Source organism: Bacillus sp. JJ1127 (assembly GCF_036965845.1).
GTDB lineage: Bacteria > Bacillota > Bacilli > Bacillales > Bacillaceae_G > Bacillus_A.
Map to the genome: position 1 here is coordinate 14,259 of NZ_JBALQK010000135.1, position 14,441 is coordinate 28,699.

The 14,441-nt window shown below is 37.1% G+C and carries 19 protein-coding genes and 1 pseudogene; 9 read left to right on the forward strand and 11 right to left on the reverse strand.

All coding sequences use genetic code 11. The features are described 5' to 3' along the window. Window positions 1–14 precede the first annotated feature (14 nt). The 4 genes from V7183_RS13770 to V7183_RS13785 form a co-directional block, all read right to left on the reverse strand. Window positions 15–569: a hypothetical protein gene (locus V7183_RS13770; protein ID WP_335359878.1), complete on the reverse strand. Its 555-nt coding sequence runs from the start codon at window positions 567–569 to the stop codon at window positions 15–17. A 100-nt stretch (window positions 570–669) separates the two neighbouring features. Continuing rightward, a complete protein-coding gene (locus V7183_RS13775) occupies window positions 670–1,434 on the reverse strand; it encodes a TIGR01457 family HAD-type hydrolase (RefSeq protein WP_335359879.1) in 765 nt (254 codons plus the stop codon). A gap of 100 nt (window positions 1,435–1,534) precedes the next feature. Beyond that, the gene (locus tag V7183_RS13780) at window positions 1,535–2,167 is read right to left on the reverse strand and encodes a helix-turn-helix transcriptional regulator (RefSeq protein WP_335359880.1); all 633 of its coding nucleotides are present in this window, start codon (window positions 2,165–2,167) and stop codon (window positions 1,535–1,537) included. A 78-nt stretch (window positions 2,168–2,245) separates the two neighbouring features. Then, window positions 2,246–2,686, reverse strand: a complete 441-nt coding sequence (locus tag V7183_RS13785) for a DUF86 domain-containing protein (RefSeq protein WP_097898470.1) — start codon at window positions 2,684–2,686, stop codon at window positions 2,246–2,248. A 148-nt stretch (window positions 2,687–2,834) separates the two neighbouring features. Between V7183_RS13785 and glpX the strand changes: the two genes are divergently transcribed. The 3 genes and pseudogenes from glpX to V7183_RS13800 all read left to right on the forward strand — a co-directional run. After that, window positions 2,835–3,806 carry a class II fructose-bisphosphatase gene (gene glpX / locus V7183_RS13790; RefSeq protein WP_335359881.1) on the forward strand — a complete coding sequence of 324 codons (972 nt, stop codon included), beginning with the start codon at window positions 2,835–2,837 and terminating at the stop codon, window positions 3,804–3,806. Between the two features lie 16 nt (window positions 3,807–3,822). Continuing rightward, window positions 3,823–4,089: a DUF3055 domain-containing protein gene (locus V7183_RS13795; protein ID WP_041810600.1), complete on the forward strand. Its 267-nt coding sequence runs from the start codon at window positions 3,823–3,825 to the stop codon at window positions 4,087–4,089. A gap of 42 nt (window positions 4,090–4,131) precedes the next feature. Continuing rightward, a pseudogene (locus V7183_RS13800) lies at window positions 4,132–4,320 on the forward strand (S4 domain-containing protein); the annotation flags it as partial. 76 nt (window positions 4,321–4,396) lie between these two features. Here the strand turns inward: V7183_RS13800 and V7183_RS13805 are convergent. Beyond that, window positions 4,397–4,699: a YutD family protein gene (locus tag V7183_RS13805; protein ID WP_141523122.1), complete on the reverse strand. Its 303-nt coding sequence runs from the start codon at window positions 4,697–4,699 to the stop codon at window positions 4,397–4,399. Window positions 4,700–4,817: 118 nt separating this feature from the next. Between V7183_RS13805 and V7183_RS13810 the strand changes: the two genes are divergently transcribed. Next, entirely contained in the window at window positions 4,818–5,396 is a 579-nt protein-coding gene (locus V7183_RS13810; RefSeq protein WP_335359882.1) for a YhcN/YlaJ family sporulation lipoprotein, read from the forward strand. A 41-nt stretch (window positions 5,397–5,437) separates the two neighbouring features. Here V7183_RS13810 and V7183_RS13815 read toward each other — a convergent pair whose 3' ends face one another. Next, on the reverse strand, window positions 5,438–6,172 hold the full coding sequence (locus V7183_RS13815) for a MerR family transcriptional regulator (protein WP_335359883.1): 735 nt from the start codon (window positions 6,170–6,172) through the stop codon (window positions 5,438–5,440). A 252-nt stretch (window positions 6,173–6,424) separates the two neighbouring features. On the opposite strand from V7183_RS13815, the gene V7183_RS13820 reads away from it, so the two are divergent. The 4 genes from V7183_RS13820 (at window position 6,425) to V7183_RS13835 (ending at window position 9,141) form a co-directional block, all read left to right on the forward strand. Further along, a complete protein-coding gene (locus V7183_RS13820; protein ID WP_335359884.1) occupies window positions 6,425–7,246 on the forward strand; it encodes a YhfC family intramembrane metalloprotease in 822 nt (273 codons plus the stop codon). 90 nt (window positions 7,247–7,336) lie between these two features. After that, window positions 7,337–7,906: a histidine phosphatase family protein gene (locus V7183_RS13825; protein ID WP_335359885.1), complete on the forward strand. Its 570-nt coding sequence runs from the start codon at window positions 7,337–7,339 to the stop codon at window positions 7,904–7,906. A 28-nt stretch (window positions 7,907–7,934) separates the two neighbouring features. Continuing rightward, complete coding sequence (locus V7183_RS13830) at window positions 7,935–8,645, forward strand: GNAT family N-acetyltransferase (RefSeq protein ID WP_097898489.1); 711 nt, start codon at window positions 7,935–7,937, stop codon at window positions 8,643–8,645. 19 nt (window positions 8,646–8,664) lie between these two features. Continuing rightward, window positions 8,665–9,141 carry a YbaK/EbsC family protein gene (locus tag V7183_RS13835; protein WP_335359886.1) on the forward strand — a complete coding sequence of 159 codons (477 nt, stop codon included), beginning with the start codon at window positions 8,665–8,667 and terminating at the stop codon, window positions 9,139–9,141. Window positions 9,142–9,162: 21 nt separating this feature from the next. Here V7183_RS13835 and lipA read toward each other — a convergent pair whose 3' ends face one another. Next, on the reverse strand, window positions 9,163–10,059 hold the full coding sequence (lipA, locus tag V7183_RS13840; RefSeq protein ID WP_097898462.1) for a lipoyl synthase: 897 nt from the start codon (window positions 10,057–10,059) through the stop codon (window positions 9,163–9,165). Between the two features lie 188 nt (window positions 10,060–10,247). Here lipA and V7183_RS13845 point away from each other — a divergent pair, with 188 nt between their 5' ends. Beyond that, entirely contained in the window at window positions 10,248–11,237 is a 990-nt protein-coding gene (locus tag V7183_RS13845; RefSeq protein WP_335359887.1) for a M23 family metallopeptidase, read from the forward strand. A 27-nt stretch (window positions 11,238–11,264) separates the two neighbouring features. Here V7183_RS13845 and V7183_RS13850 read toward each other — a convergent pair whose 3' ends face one another. From V7183_RS13850 to V7183_RS13865, 4 genes are all read right to left on the reverse strand, one after another. Then, on the reverse strand, window positions 11,265–11,546 hold the full coding sequence (locus V7183_RS13850; protein ID WP_335359888.1) for a hypothetical protein: 282 nt from the start codon (window positions 11,544–11,546) through the stop codon (window positions 11,265–11,267). Window positions 11,547–11,585: 39 nt separating this feature from the next. After that, on the reverse strand, window positions 11,586–12,323 hold the full coding sequence (gene yunB, locus V7183_RS13855; protein WP_097898459.1) for a sporulation protein YunB: 738 nt from the start codon (window positions 12,321–12,323) through the stop codon (window positions 11,586–11,588). A 55-nt stretch (window positions 12,324–12,378) separates the two neighbouring features. Then, complete coding sequence (locus V7183_RS13860) at window positions 12,379–12,681, reverse strand: YunC family protein (protein WP_097898458.1); 303 nt, start codon at window positions 12,679–12,681, stop codon at window positions 12,379–12,381. A 67-nt stretch (window positions 12,682–12,748) separates the two neighbouring features. Next, the gene (locus V7183_RS13865) at window positions 12,749–14,164 is read right to left on the reverse strand and encodes a bifunctional metallophosphatase/5'-nucleotidase (RefSeq protein WP_335359893.1); all 1,416 of its coding nucleotides are present in this window, start codon (window positions 14,162–14,164) and stop codon (window positions 12,749–12,751) included. Window positions 14,165–14,441 lie beyond the last annotated feature (277 nt).

Consider the following 14,441-nt stretch of genomic DNA (forward strand, 5'->3'; position numbering starts at 1 on the left):
GTGGAGTCTCTTATTTAAAACATATACTTAGACACTTTAAGATTTACACTCGGAACAAATTGTTTAATATCTTCCTCAAATAAGGCTATATCTTTCGTTTGAATAGAGGAGCTAATTTCTATCTCTTTTTCTGGCTTTTCCTGAAGAAAGATTCTATCTGCGTCATACTGAGAATGAAGAATACTATACCCTTTTAAATCAGCATAAGAATAACATCTTGAATCTATAATAATCCCTTTTTCATAGACTTCTGTTTTTCTAAAAGATTGTACCGTAATGATAACACTTAAAAGAATGATACCTATATAATTTGCTGCTTTTATTATAAGCAGTACATGATCTACTTCATGATAGCGAGAAAATAACCGAATACATGCACCTCCAAAAAAGTAACTAGCAAATATGAAGGAACTCCCTCTCAAAAATAATGGCCCTAACTTAGGATAATATGAAGAAACTTTTGCTCCAAGTTCACTTTTTCTTTTATTGAAGTGGACCATGATTCGGAGCATCATAAATATACCAAGAAGTACTATACATAAGATAATTGTAAGAATAAATTTTTCCATTGCTTCATCTCCTTATATCTATTTTATATTTTATTAAAATTTACAAAACATGCAATTATGCATAAAAAAACAGGCAACCTAAACGATTGCCTGCCCCTTATTACATATTCTCAATCCACTCCGTCAATTTATGCACAACCCTTGTTGGTTGTACTTCATATTCCGTTAACTTCTCCACAGTTGTGACTCCAGTGTGGACAAGTAGCGTGTGCATACCTGCATTGATCCCCGCTAAAATGTCAGTATCATAGTTATCCCCAACCATTAGTGCTTCCTCTTTCTTTATACCAAGTACCTTTAGCGCTTGTTCCATAATAATGGATTCTGGTTTACCAATGAAGATTGGGTCTACACCTGTGGATATCGTTACAACAGATGTTAGTGAACCGTTCCCAGGTAGTAAACCACGCTCAGTTGGAATCGCAATGTCTCCATTTGTTGAAATAAAAGTTGCGCCATTACGTACTGCAAGGCATGCTTTCGCTAGCTTTTCATATGTAATGTCACGATCTAATCCAACAACGACAAAGTCAGGATTTTCATCCACAAGTTCAAACCCTTTGTCCACAAGCGCTTCATGCAATCCTTCTTCACCAATCATATACACAGTTGCATCTTGTTTACGCTCATAAATAAAGTTCGCTGTTGCCATGCTCGTTGTAAATACTTGCTCTGGCTTAGCTGGAATATCGAAACGAACAAGTTTTTCAGCAACTTGCTCTGGCTTACGCGTTGAGTTATTTGTTACAAATAAATACGGGATACCTCGTTCTTGCAGTGCTTTCACAAAGTCGCTTGCCTCTTCAATTTGTTCTTCGCCGCGATACATTGTACCGTCTAAGTCGATTAAATAGCCTTTATACATCTATCTTGTCTCTCCTTTTTATACTGGCGTTCATACACTTCTTATATTAACCCTTTTTCCAAAAGAAAAAAACGCTTTATCCTAAAGCGTCCCATAACGTTCATTTTTTCTCTTTTATTCGATACGAACAATGGCAATTCCCATCACACATATTTGCTAACACGTTTACATCTGCTTCTGAAAACAATCGTTTATACATATTTTTCTCATCTTCACAAAGCTGTGGAAATTTCTCTGCAACAGCCATTAATGGACAATTTTGCTTTTTTAAGATGAAAGAGTGTTCGTCTTCTTTTATTACTTGTACCATATAGCCATTTTTTTCTTGAATAGCAGCTACTTCTTGCATTTTATATGCCAAGTTATCTTGACCACTCACCCGTTTTTGTAACTGTTCTTCCATTCTTTTCGTTCTTGCTTTTAACACTTGACGAAACACTTCTTCATCGCCAATATGAGCTAAATCTTCCAGCATATCTACTGCGAACTGTTTATACTCTTTCGGGAATGTATCTTCTCCCTTTTGACTTAGTCCGTATAAATATGTAGGCCTTCCAACATACTGCCTTACCATTTTGGAAGAAATAATCTGTTCTTTCTCAAGCTTACTTAAATGCCGACGTACCGCCATCTCTGTAATTCCTAGTGATTCGGCTAGTGCCGCAACGGTGTGCTCTCCGTCTACTTTTAAAAGGTGTACAATTTCGTCTTTCGTTGTACGTGCTTCCCCCATTTCTCATCCTTCTCCTTTTAACCGCTATCATGGACAATATAAAATCCCCAAAAGGATTTGGGGATTTTATCCATATACTTATTCTGCTACAAATGCAGATACGGGTCCTAATTCCTTTTCTAAATAACGGCGAATATTCGCAGGGTATTTTTCTACCACAGCAATTTGTTTTTGAATCGTTTCATATAATTCTTCATGATTCATTTGAATATAATCTTGCATAAGCATTTTTCGAAGAAGAATCACTTCTTTTATTCCTTCTCCTTCTTCCTCACTTATGACTTTTTCATCCATTAAAATATCAATAATATCTTCATAACTTCCTGGGTCACGCATAATAAATCCATCAATCATTGCATTACCAACATCTAATATGCAATCAATGATAAGATGCGACATGCGCTCTAATGCGTAATATTCAAAATCAGTTTCATATTGCTTTTTCTCTTGAAATGTATCTACTACTTGTTCTAAACATGTTAACATTTGTTCTATTTTTTTTCTGTCTACAAAGTACATGAATGTCACCTACCTGGAAATTAAAAGCACTTACATGTTAATTGTAACCGTTTCTTTTGAAAAAATCGACAATTTTTCGAATTCACCTTTTCCTTGTAATTTGTTATAGTTATATTTGTATGATTTTTGAAATTGGAGGAATGTCACCTTGGAACGTGAACTCGCATTAGAAATTGTCCGTGTAACAGAAGCAGCAGCCTTAGCATCCGCACAATGGATGGGCCGCGGAAAGAAAAACGAAGCAGATGATGCAGCAACTACTGCTATGCGTGATATGTTTGATTCAGTAAACATGGCAGGTACTGTTGTAATTGGTGAAGGAGAACTTGATGAAGCACCGATGCTCTATATTGGTGAAAAACTGGGAACAGGTAACGGTCCAGAAGTGGATATCGCCGTTGACCCATTAGAAGGTACAAACATTGTTGCTAAAGGCCTTGCAAACGCAATGGCAGTTATCGCAGTCGCAGATAAAGGAAACCTTCTTCACGCTCCGGATATGTACATGGAAAAAATCGCGGTTGGTCCAAAAGCAGCTGGTAAAATTAGCTTAGATGATCCAATTGAAAAAACAATTGAAATTGTAGCAGAAGCAAATAACAAAAAAATTCGTGACTTAACGGTTATCATACAAGAACGTGAACGTCATCAAGATATTATCGACCGTATACGTGCAAAAGGTGCACGTGTAAAACTATTTGGTGATGGCGATGTTGGTGCGTCAATTGCAACAGCTCTTCCAGGAACAGGTATTGACTTATTCGTTGGTGTTGGCGGTGCTCCAGAAGGCGTTATCTCTGCAGCAGCATTAAAATGTCTTGAAGGCGAAATGCAAGCACGCTTAGTCCCAATGAATAAAGAAGAAGAAGAACGTTGCCGTAAAATGGGATTAGAAGATCCTCGTCAACTTCTTATGTTAGATGACTTAGTATCTGGTGACGATGCAATCTTCTCAGCAACAGGTGTATCTGCTGGAGAACTACTAGATGGTGTGAAATTCCTTGGCGGAGATTTAGCAGAAACGTATTCTATCGTTATGCGCTACAAAACAAGAACTGTACGCTTTATTAAAACGCATCACCATTTAGACCATAAGCCTCACTTAAACTTAGATATTTAAAAAAGGAGCCATGTGTATGGAAGAACGTTTCTTTCTGTACGACGATACAGTCGCTACAAAAACGCGTTTCGTTAGTTTTATGGGGGAAAATGAGCGCCACGATTTAGCGCTTTTATACTCCGATCGTCATTATGGTAAAACGATTGTCCTCGATATGCAGCGTAATAAATTTGCAATCATCGGCACTGACGATTTAAACGAACCCGGCTACTTAGAGCATGCTTTTTCTGTCTCTGAAGAAATCGCAGAAGAACTGCGCTCATTCTTATTTGAACTTATTTAATCTTATGCACCAGCTATTGCGATAGCTGGTGTTTTTTTACATTTAACCATTGTATTAGAAACAGTCTTTGGCTCTCATCGCATCGACAAAGCTTTATCAACATATATTTCAGATTGGAGCCGCACCGCGATTGTAGACAAAATAAAGAACGGACACATTCAGTTGAACGGAAAAAAGATGAAACCAAATACAACACTTTCTGAAGGTGATCTTATTTCAATCTGCTTGTAAAGGAAACATATATTGTTACGAAAAAATATTTAACTAAAAAGAAATCCTCTTACACTTATCGTAAGAGGATTTCTTTTTACTTCTTCACTTTTCGTAATACAAAGTGTGCACAACCAAAATTGCAGTACTCGTATAAGTACTCCGATAATGTGCTAATTTTCGTATCATATGTCGCACGTTGGTTACTATCATCAAAAAAGCCGCGTAATCTGAGTTGATCGTACCCCCAGTCACCAACGATATAATCATATTTATTTAAAATTTCTGCATAGCGCTCTTTAAATGCTTCTTCACGAAAACCGTCACGATAGTCTTTAATTACTTCGTACTGAACATTATTAATGCTCACCGTAGCATGAATCTCCTGCTTTTGCTCCATCATTAACTTCCTTTCTAAGCATTCTTCTTTTTATCGTATCACAAAGCATAACAACCAACAATTTCAAATACAAAAAATTGAAAAGTAGTACATGCTATGGAGAAGGAGGTGACACACCTTGAAAAAACAAATGATACTCTCTCTTCTCACGCTTTCTTTATTTGCAGGTTGTTATTCGACAAATAAAGCTGAAATGGAACGCGAAGAAGGCAGCCGCGTCCTTGTTTCCAATAAAAATGACATGTATCATACAGAAAATACAAACACAAGGCTTACAAGAGTCGGATACTCTTCTAAACAAAAGAATGAAGTATCTAACAACCAAGTAGGCGCAATTAACCGTGAGAAGGTAGCTGAAATGATTACAAGTATGACTGTAAAACTCCCTGACGTCACAAATGCTGCTACACTTGTGACCGATGATGAAGTATTTGTTGTATACCGAGCAAAAACCAATGATCCTAAGCTTGTAGCAGATCAAGTATATAAAACGGCCTTGTCCATCGTTCCTCGCTATTATAAAGCATATATATCAACAGACCAAAAATTGATTTCACAAATTCAAGGACTTCAGTCGGGTGCATTAAATGATAAAGAATATACACAAAGCATTGATATGTTAAAACGTGAAATGGGTAAAAATCCACATTTAAATAATAGTCAAAACGCAACAATAAATGACATGATTAAAAAATAAGAAAGATGGAGGCTACCCACTTTAGACAGCCTCCATCTTTCTTATTTTTTATTACGATCTGCATACACTGCCATTGCATCACACATAAACCTAGCCAATCCTTCTCCAAATTGGTCAATATTTTTTGTAAAACGTTCATCGGCAACATACATTTGTCCTAATCCTTTAAATGCCTCTAATGAATATTGACCGAAGTTTTGCAAGTAATCGTACCATTCTTGAATCGCTTCTTGTGCTTCTTTAGAATCAGGCGCACCATTTCGAAGCTTAGCAAGCTTTCGATAAATGCTATTAAACTCCTCTTGCTTCTCTTTCGGCATGCCAGCTGCTGCTTTATTCGCTTTATCAATAGCTTCATCTCCCCATCGCGCACAGGCTTCTTGCTCATATGGGTTATGACTAAAATCAAAACCTTCAAATTTTTCTTTATTAGTCATTTTAATCTCTCCTTTTGTATGCTTGATTGTCTTATCAATCGTCGCAATCACCTTATCAAGCCTAACTCGCTTCTCAATTAACATTTTCCGATGCAATTGAAGCGCTTCTTCTCGGTCAAATGAAGGACTCATGATAATTTCTTTAATCTTCTTTAAAGGGAAGCCAAGCTCTTTAAAAAATAAAATTTGCTGCAACGTCTCCAGATTTTCATTGGAATACAGACGATAACCAGAATCTGTCGTCTTGTCTGGGGTTAATAACCCAATTTCATCGTAATGATGCAGTGTGCGCACACTAATACCAACTAAATCTGCTACTTCTTTTATCCTCATTGTCATGCTTTTCTCCTCCCTCATACATACAATAAAGTATCACGCAACGTAAGAGTCAATAAAAAAATAATGATTAAATGATATGTTTTTCCCCCGCATTAACGGACAATTATACACCACCTCAAAATCCAGTTAGGTTTGATAGAAACTGCCCGTAAATGCCGATTGATGAGAGCTAATAATCAGTAGTGGAGCACCACTGATTAAGGTTTCACTTTATATCAAAAAGCTTCTTCTCTCCACATTTCTCGAAAATTCATGCATAATGTAAAGGTACATATATTAGAAAGCGGTGAAAGTATGGTTTCAAATACTGTAATTACCAGTATGATTATTCAACTTGTTCTCTCGGTTCTGGTTCCAATTGCTGCATGTATTTATTTTCGAAAAAAATATCATATAAACTGGAAAGTAGTTGGAATTGGTGTTCTTATCTGGATTGGATTTGTACAAATTCTCGAAACACCTTTTCATGTATTTATGCTAGGAAATCCAACAACCTCTCAGCTATTAGAAAATCCATTTCTCTATGCAATTTACGTTGGACTTACTGCTGGTATCTTTGAAGAATTAGGACGCTTTATCGCCTTCTTTTTCCTACTAAAAAAGTATCAAGAATATAAAGACGGACTGGCATATGGAATTGGACATGGCGGAATTGCATCTATCTTAGTTGGAGGCTTAGCTGGGCTTCAAACTCTTATATTTGCCACTTCAATCAATAACGGTAGTTTCGCAAAACTGATTGAACAAACTCCTCAGCTGAGTCAGGTGCAAGATGCGCTCACTCATTCTCATTCGTATCTATACTTACTTGGTAGCTTAGAAAAAATCATGACACTTGTCCTGCAAATTGCCTTCACAATGCTTGTATTATACGGCGTAAAACATAAGAAATATATTTTCATTGCATATGCTGTACTTTTCCATGCCTTTGTGGACTTCTTTGCAGCTCTTTATCAAAAACACGTTATCAATATATTTGTCGCAGAGGGAATCACATTTATTTTGACAATTTGCGCGTTCATTCTCATTCGACAAATGAAAGAAAAACTAACAATGGAACCATTAAAGAGCTAAGCCCGCGTGGCTTAGCTTTTTTGAATAGAGGACTTTTTCTTCCTTTTGTCGAAGTATATATCGTCAACTTGAAAAAATGAGGGATGAATGTTGAAGAAACTTATTGTAATGCGACACTGCTCAGCAACTGGACAAGAGCGAGACGCAGCACTAACGATTGCAGGAGAAAAGCAAGCATCTGTCCTTGCTGAATTTCTCATAGACAATAATCTACAAATAGATTCCATTATTTCAAGCCCTTTTGTCCGAGCTATTCAATCCATTGCACCATTTTCATTACAGGCCAATTTATCAATCAGAGAAGATGAAAGATTAACAGAACGTATACTAAGCAATGCTCCAATGGAAGATTGGCTACAAAAACTAGAATATACTTTTACAAATATAGATATTGCCTTTTCAGGCGGAGAGTCAACTAAACAAGCGATGAACCGTGTTACATCGCTTATTCAAAATGTATTAGAGCAAGAACATCAAGTAACACTACTTGTCACACATGGAAATTTATTAACGCTTATTTTAAAGTACTTTGATGATCGGATTGGCTTTCAAGAATGGAAAAGCTTAAGCAATCCCGATGTGTATGAAATTACAATTGCAGAACAAGTAACAATCCACAGATTGTGGGGGAATACCATTGAAAATAGTCACACTAGATAATATTGAAGAGGAACATATTTGCTGCGCGATGTCTGACAAAAAAGTTAGGCGTGGTGTCCAGCTCAAGAAAGAATGGCTAAAAGATCGATTTAAAGAAGGACTTGTGTTCAAAAAATTAGATGTAAAAGGAAAGGTGTTTATTGAATACATTCCAGCTGAGTACGCATGGGTACCTATCGCCGCCCCAGGCTATACATTTATCAACTGCTTTTGGGTATCAGGCCGCTTTAAAGGAAAAGGTTACGGGGCTAGGCTTTTAGACGAATGTATCCAAGAATCTAAAGCACAAGGAAAACACGGAATTGCGGTTATTTCAAGCAAGAAAAAACAGCCATATTTATCAGATGGGAACTACTTCAAAAATAAAGGTTTTCAAGTCTGTGATACCGCACCACCCTATTTTGAATTGCTTGTGTATAAGTTCGATGCGAATGCACCAACACCACAATTTACAACCAGTGCAAAAGATATGAAAGTTCCATATCAAAATGGCCTAGTTGTCTATTTTACGAGCCAATGTCCCTATACCGATTATTATATCCATGAAGAATTAACTACTATTACCAAACAATATAACATCCCTTTCAAGTCCATTCAGTTGACATCACGAGAAGATGCTTGGCGAGCTCCTTGTGCTTTTACAACATATGGAGCTTTTTATAACGGAGAATTTTTAACACACGAAATTTTAAGTGCGAAAAAATTTGAAAAAATGATGATGAAACTGCAACAAATATAGAAAGGGGTATCACTAAAATATGTACGAAGAAGTAATCTCTTTATTACATAAAACAAATGCTTCTTACGAGAAATTTGAACATGAACCAGTTCTCGATTACGAAACAGATCGTGTTGTTCGTGAACGACTTGGCTTGCAAGGTGCTCCAAGTAAAAGTTTATTTTTAAAATCAAAATCTGGATCCTATTACGTGTTATTTACACTAGAGGGAACTCGTCTCGATAGAAACGAGATGAAAGAAATGACTGGACAGCGTTTATCCCTTTGCTCACCAGATGAACTAAGAGAACAAACTGGATGCATTCCTGGATGCGTTGCTCCTTTTGGCTATTCACAGGATGTAACTATTATTGTGGATAGTTCTGTTTATTCCTATGACAAAATTTTAATTTCACCCGGTGTTCCAGAGTTTACAATTGAATTATCCACAGAAGAATTGAAAAAGATTTTATCCACATGTCAAAATACAGTTTTAGAATACAGAAAAGAGAGCTGATGATTCAGCTCTCTTTTCTTATTATTTTGCTTCTGCTGTGTTTTCTTTCGCAGAACGTACTTGCTCATCTGCATGGTAAGAAGAACGAACAAGTGGACCAGCTTCACAGTGGCTAAATCCTTTGCTAAGTGCAATTTCTTTAAGCTCTGCAAATTCAGCTGGCGTGTAGTATTTAATAACTGGTAAATGTTTCTTAGATGGTTGTAAGTATTGTCCAAGTGTTAAAATATCCACATTGTTCGCACGTAAGTCGTCCATTGCTTCAATTAAATCTTCTCTTGTTTCACCTAGTCCCACCATAATGCTAGATTTAGTTGGGATATCAGGCTGCATTTCTTTTGCACGACGTAAGAACTCTAATGAACGATCATATTTTGCTCTCGCGCGAACTCGGTCAGATAATCGACGTACTGTTTCAATGTTATGGTTTAAAATATCCGGTTTTGCATCCATTAACATTTTTAGGTTTTCTTCTACTCCACCCATATCAGATGGCAGTACTTCAATAGACGTGAATGGATTTTCACGACGAACAGCGCGCACTGTTTCCGCAAAAACAGCTGCTCCACCATCTTTTAAATCATCACGTGCAACCGCTGTTATAACAACGTGTTTTAAGCCCATTTGTACTACAGAATCTGCTACGCGTTCTGGCTCTTGTAAATCAAGCTCTGTTGGTAAGCCTGTTTTAACCGCACAAAAACGACAAGCACGTGTACAAACCGCACCTAAAATCATAAATGTTGCTGTTTTTCTTACTGCCCAACATTCGTGAATGTTCGGACATTTTGCCTCTTCACAAACGGTATGAAGCTGCTTAGAACGCATCATTTTCTTTAAGCCTGTATAGTTTTCATTTGTATTTAACTTAATTTTCAACCATTCGGGCTTGCGCTTATATTCTGTTTGTTTTGTCATGTTATCAACTCCGCACAATATGAAATAGTTTACCATGTTCGCTTCTTTCAATGTAACATATCTATTCTAACGTATGAAAGCGATTTGCTCAAATGAAGATTCTAAGTTTTTTTCCAATCGTTCCCTATAATGAAATACCTCATATATCCCACACTAAAGAGAGTGATGTTGTGAAAGGAGTTTATTTCATGCTTCGAAAAATTTCTCTATTGCTTGCGATTTTCTTTCTTCTTCAGCAAAGCATTGCATATGGTGAAGACAATCAGCAAAGCATATACGAAAAGCGCATGACACTATATAAAGAAACAGAGCAATCTTCAGGCATTCCATGGTATTACCTAGCTGCAATCGATCAATATGAACGAAATATACGGAGCGTAAGAAGAGATATTCCGAAAAAACCTGACGCTATTATTTCGATTTATTTCAAGCCAGAAGTATGGTCGGGTCCTGCTAATGGCTCTACTAATGATACTCTCCCCCATACCATTTCTCTCTTCGGAGGAATTGGTTTAGATGGCGATAAAGATGGGCTTGCAGACGCAAATAATGACCGAGATCTTTTGCATACGGCAGCAACTATCATAAGGAAACAAGGAACTTCAGAAGACCGTATTAAAATTATGCTTTGGGAATATTATAGACGTGCAAAAACAGTTGAATTAATTACTGAATATGCTCAAATCTATAAGCATTACGGCCGTATTAATTTAGAAGGAAATGCCTTTCCTCTTCCTATTCGTAGTGATCATAGTTACCGTAGTACATTTGGTGCTGGAAGGAGCTTTGGCGGTAGACGAATCCATGAAGGAACTGACATTTTCGCAAGACACGGCGTACCAGTAAGATCTACTTGCTACGGCATAATTGAAACAAAGGGATGGAATCGCCTCGGAGGATGGCGCATTGGGATTCGTGACCTTCATAATAACTATCATTATTACGCGCATTTAGGTGGATTTTCAAAAGAAATACAGCTTGGACAAATTGTAGAGCCAGGAAAACTTCTTGGTTTTGTTGGTAACACAGGCTATGGCCCTCCTGGCACAGCTGGTAAATTCCCTCCCCACTTACACTTTGGATTATATAAAGACAATGGCTATACAGAATGGGCCTTTGATCCATATATGCACTTAAGCTTGTGGGAACGAAAGGAACGTGCGAGTTTAAAACGATAACCGTAGCAGATTGCTACGGTTATTTCCTTATACGCCGCCCATAATTAATATAACGAAAAGAAGTTGAACAAGAAGGCTACATACAAAACTAATCCACGCCCACTTATTTAATGAATGTTTCATTCCAAAAACCGCAAATACAATTGCTAAGAAAGGAAAAACATATCCACTATACGGTGCAAAACGATTAGGACTTTCAAGAATCGGCACATCAAATTTAGACATGATTATAAAGAGAACTACCGCGAAAGTACTACAAAAGATGGATGCTATATTCATCTTTCGACGAAATGGTTGACTTACAGCCATAAACTCATCTCCCATTTTCTTTTTTGTAACACGAATACCTTACTCATTCTTTTTCTTCCCATTACTATCTGGTACAACAACCCCGCCACTTCCATAATAAGCTGGCACTTCGCCTTGCACAATTCTTGTCGCAATTGGAATGTTTTGCTTGACCGTAATTTCCTTTGTCCGAAATGGAATAATAATTTGCAAGGTTACATCGACTTCCATAATAATTTTAATGGCTGTATTATTAATTCCTTGCGGTTCAATCTTCTGTTTAATATCCGTACCGACATGGCCAATTGTCGTAAAATGAATCGGAATATCCGGCCCTAAATTACCAAGGAGCGCATTATCTGTTATACGTCCAAGAGGCACCGACATTGAAACGCCACTCTCTTCGGAAAGACCGAGTGCTTGCATATCTCCCTTCTCCACCTGATGCAAATATTTCTCTATGTATGTGGTAGTCGATGTTAAAATCTCATTTACTTGCTTCGTATTTAAATCAATTGTAGATACTTTTCCATTCTTATCATTTTGTACTTTCATTAATGAATCTACATCAAATCCTTCATTAATTCGATCCTTTACCGCCTTCGTCATCACAACCGTCGCCATTTTCTGCGTCTGCATTTCCCCATACTTAATCAATGTTGGCTGAATACTTTTATTCACAATCCATAGCCCTTGTATTGTCATCAGTAAAAAGATAATAAACGAAATGAGTAATACATGCCTAAAGGGCAGCGGCCCCCTTCGAAACCGCGAAGCTTTTGGACGAAATGTACGCATAAGAAAACCCTCCTTCTTATATCATTTCTATGCAAGAAAGAGGGACGATATATGCTTATATCATTTTTAATAATGCATCTTTTCCAATTGTTCCTACTGGAATTCCTAAAGCCTCTGCTCCAGTAGTTACCGATTCAAGCGGCGCTTCAAGAAGCTGCTCAATCGTTCTTACGCCAACTGCGCGGCCAGCAATAATTCCTCGATCTCCTAACTTCTCATTTAATAGACCGACATCTAAAGCCCCGCACATAATATATCCTTTATCGCTCATAACAGCCAGCAAATTTGTTTTTGGAAGCTTTACGCTAACAGCTATAAACGTATTATTTTCAATGATAATAGGTTCAACGTTAACCATAGTTCACACACTCCCCTCTTTCTTATTTTTATGAAAAGAGAAAAATGAGTGTTACAGGTTAACTAGCCTATAGTTTGATTGAAGATGTATAAGTTATCAACATCTCTGTTAACACATCTCGCAATAATTCTGGCATATAATATTGCTTTTCAGAAATTGTGGATAGTTCTGGGTATAAGTACCCGAATGTAAACATATCAATTGTTCCCACGGTATATATGCGATTTAACTCCAGTGGCTCCCCATTAATGATTACCTCTTCAAGTAACATTTTATTTCCAGGAATCGTATCTTGGATCACTTCTACGCCATCATAGATCATCTTACCCATTACTTTTCCGCGGAAACCAAATCCTTTTACTTCAAGTTGCTCCATATGTGGACGGCTCGCTTTTAAAATAACTTCTCGTAACGTTTTCCCTGGCACTTTTAATGCGCATGGATTAATTGGATGTGGACAAATTCGGTGGATATCCCCTCTTGTTACAATTCCTTCTTCCAATCCTTCTAACAATACACCCGCATTCACCATTCCAATTTCCGCATTGCACCATTTTTTTAGGGCGCCTGCTAACATGCGGGAAAATTGGGTCTCTTGAAACCAATGAATTGGTAAAGATTCCTTTAAATCAATAACTGGCTCTGCCATAATCAAGTTACTTTCCTCTTGTAACATTTCAATTGTGGATAATGGCTCGCCATAAGCACTTAAACGCTCTGTTTTAATTGCCCTGCCATCCTTTTTCAACAACTGCTTCGTTTCTTTATCTACAGTAAGCTGAACGTGGCCAACGTAATGTCCCCACTTTTCGCAACAGCAAAGCAGCGTTCCATTCACAAGAACACCGCGCTCAAACAAGTGATGGGTATGCGCTCCTAAAATTACATCTATATCATAATTCTCCGCCATATATTCATCCATACTTTTCCCAAGGTGAGAAAGTACAACTGTAATATGCGCTTTATCTTTTACTTCTTCTAAAATGGATTCTAAATGCATCATCGGATCTTCAATATACCAATCTAACATTTTATAAAACGCTGGATAAGCTACTGTTAAGCCGATTAAAGCTATCGTAATCCCGTCTGCAGTTGTATGAAGTTTATAAGGCTTCGCCCAAGTAGGACGTACGCCTTCTTTTTCAAATAAGTTAGCTACGAGTATCTCAAATCCAGCATTATCATATAAATGGTTTAAATGCTCCTTCGCTAATGTAATTCCTTCATTATTCCCAATCGTTACATAATCATATAACGCTTCATTTAATAACTTCGTATTCCCTAGTCCGTTTGTCGCTTCCGTAATACGATGAAAACGATCCACATGATCGCCAATATCTAACGTTAAAACAGATTCTCCTGCTTCCTGTCTTCGCTTTTTCTCCTCTAGTACAAACCGAGAAATTTGCGGCCAATTTTCAAAATGACTATGTATATCGTTTGTATGATAAAGGTGAATAATTGTTTCTTTATTTATATTCAGAGAAAAAACCTCCTCTCAGTTCCTTACTGCCATTTACGCTACATGCACGCAATAATCCTGTAAATACTTTTCGTCTTTTCTTGCTATTTTACATTGTACTCTCATTAAAAGAAAAAGCAAAAGTTTCTCCTTTTTATATGGATTTTTTTACATTGCCCTTTTCGCAAATTGCTTCATATGTTCCATCTCTCGTTATTCCTATTTATCTAATTACCCCTCATACAAAATCTTCTGAAAAAACATTGCACTTTTGATAAAAAAAATATATATTGTATAT

What these genes read in the sequence shown, in the direction of transcription:
- V7183_RS13770 (WP_335359878.1), bottom strand. Translation starts at nt 569, where the DNA reads ATGGAAAAATTTATTCTTACAATTATCTTATGTATAGTACTTCTTGGT.
- V7183_RS13775 (WP_335359879.1), bottom strand. Translation starts at nt 1,434, where the DNA reads ATGTATAAAGGCTATTTAATCGACTTAGACGGTACAATGTATCGCGGC.
- V7183_RS13780 (WP_335359880.1), bottom strand. Translation starts at nt 2,167, where the DNA reads ATGGGGGAAGCACGTACAACGAAAGACGAAATTGTACACCTTTTAAAA.
- V7183_RS13785 (WP_097898470.1), bottom strand. Translation starts at nt 2,686, where the DNA reads ATGTACTTTGTAGACAGAAAAAAAATAGAACAAATGTTAACATGTTTA.
- V7183_RS13795 (WP_041810600.1), top strand. Translation starts at nt 3,823, where the DNA reads ATGGAAGAACGTTTCTTTCTGTACGACGATACAGTCGCTACAAAAACG.
- V7183_RS13805 (WP_141523122.1), bottom strand. Translation starts at nt 4,699, where the DNA reads ATGGAGCAAAAGCAGGAGATTCATGCTACGGTGAGCATTAATAATGTT.
- V7183_RS13815 (WP_335359883.1), bottom strand. Translation starts at nt 6,172, where the DNA reads ATGACAATGAGGATAAAAGAAGTAGCAGATTTAGTTGGTATTAGTGTG.
- V7183_RS13820 (WP_335359884.1), top strand. Translation starts at nt 6,425, where the DNA reads ATGCATAATGTAAAGGTACATATATTAGAAAGCGGTGAAAGTATGGTT.
- V7183_RS13830 (WP_097898489.1), top strand. Translation starts at nt 7,935, where the DNA reads ATGTCTGACAAAAAAGTTAGGCGTGGTGTCCAGCTCAAGAAAGAATGG.
- V7183_RS13835 (WP_335359886.1), top strand. Translation starts at nt 8,665, where the DNA reads ATGTACGAAGAAGTAATCTCTTTATTACATAAAACAAATGCTTCTTAC.
- lipA (WP_097898462.1), bottom strand. Translation starts at nt 10,059, where the DNA reads ATGACAAAACAAACAGAATATAAGCGCAAGCCCGAATGGTTGAAAATT.
- V7183_RS13845 (WP_335359887.1), top strand. Translation starts at nt 10,248, where the DNA reads ATGCTTCGAAAAATTTCTCTATTGCTTGCGATTTTCTTTCTTCTTCAG.
- V7183_RS13850 (WP_335359888.1), bottom strand. Translation starts at nt 11,546, where the DNA reads ATGGCTGTAAGTCAACCATTTCGTCGAAAGATGAATATAGCATCCATC.
- yunB (WP_097898459.1), bottom strand. Translation starts at nt 12,323, where the DNA reads ATGCGTACATTTCGTCCAAAAGCTTCGCGGTTTCGAAGGGGGCCGCTG.
- V7183_RS13860 (WP_097898458.1), bottom strand. Translation starts at nt 12,681, where the DNA reads ATGGTTAACGTTGAACCTATTATCATTGAAAATAATACGTTTATAGCT.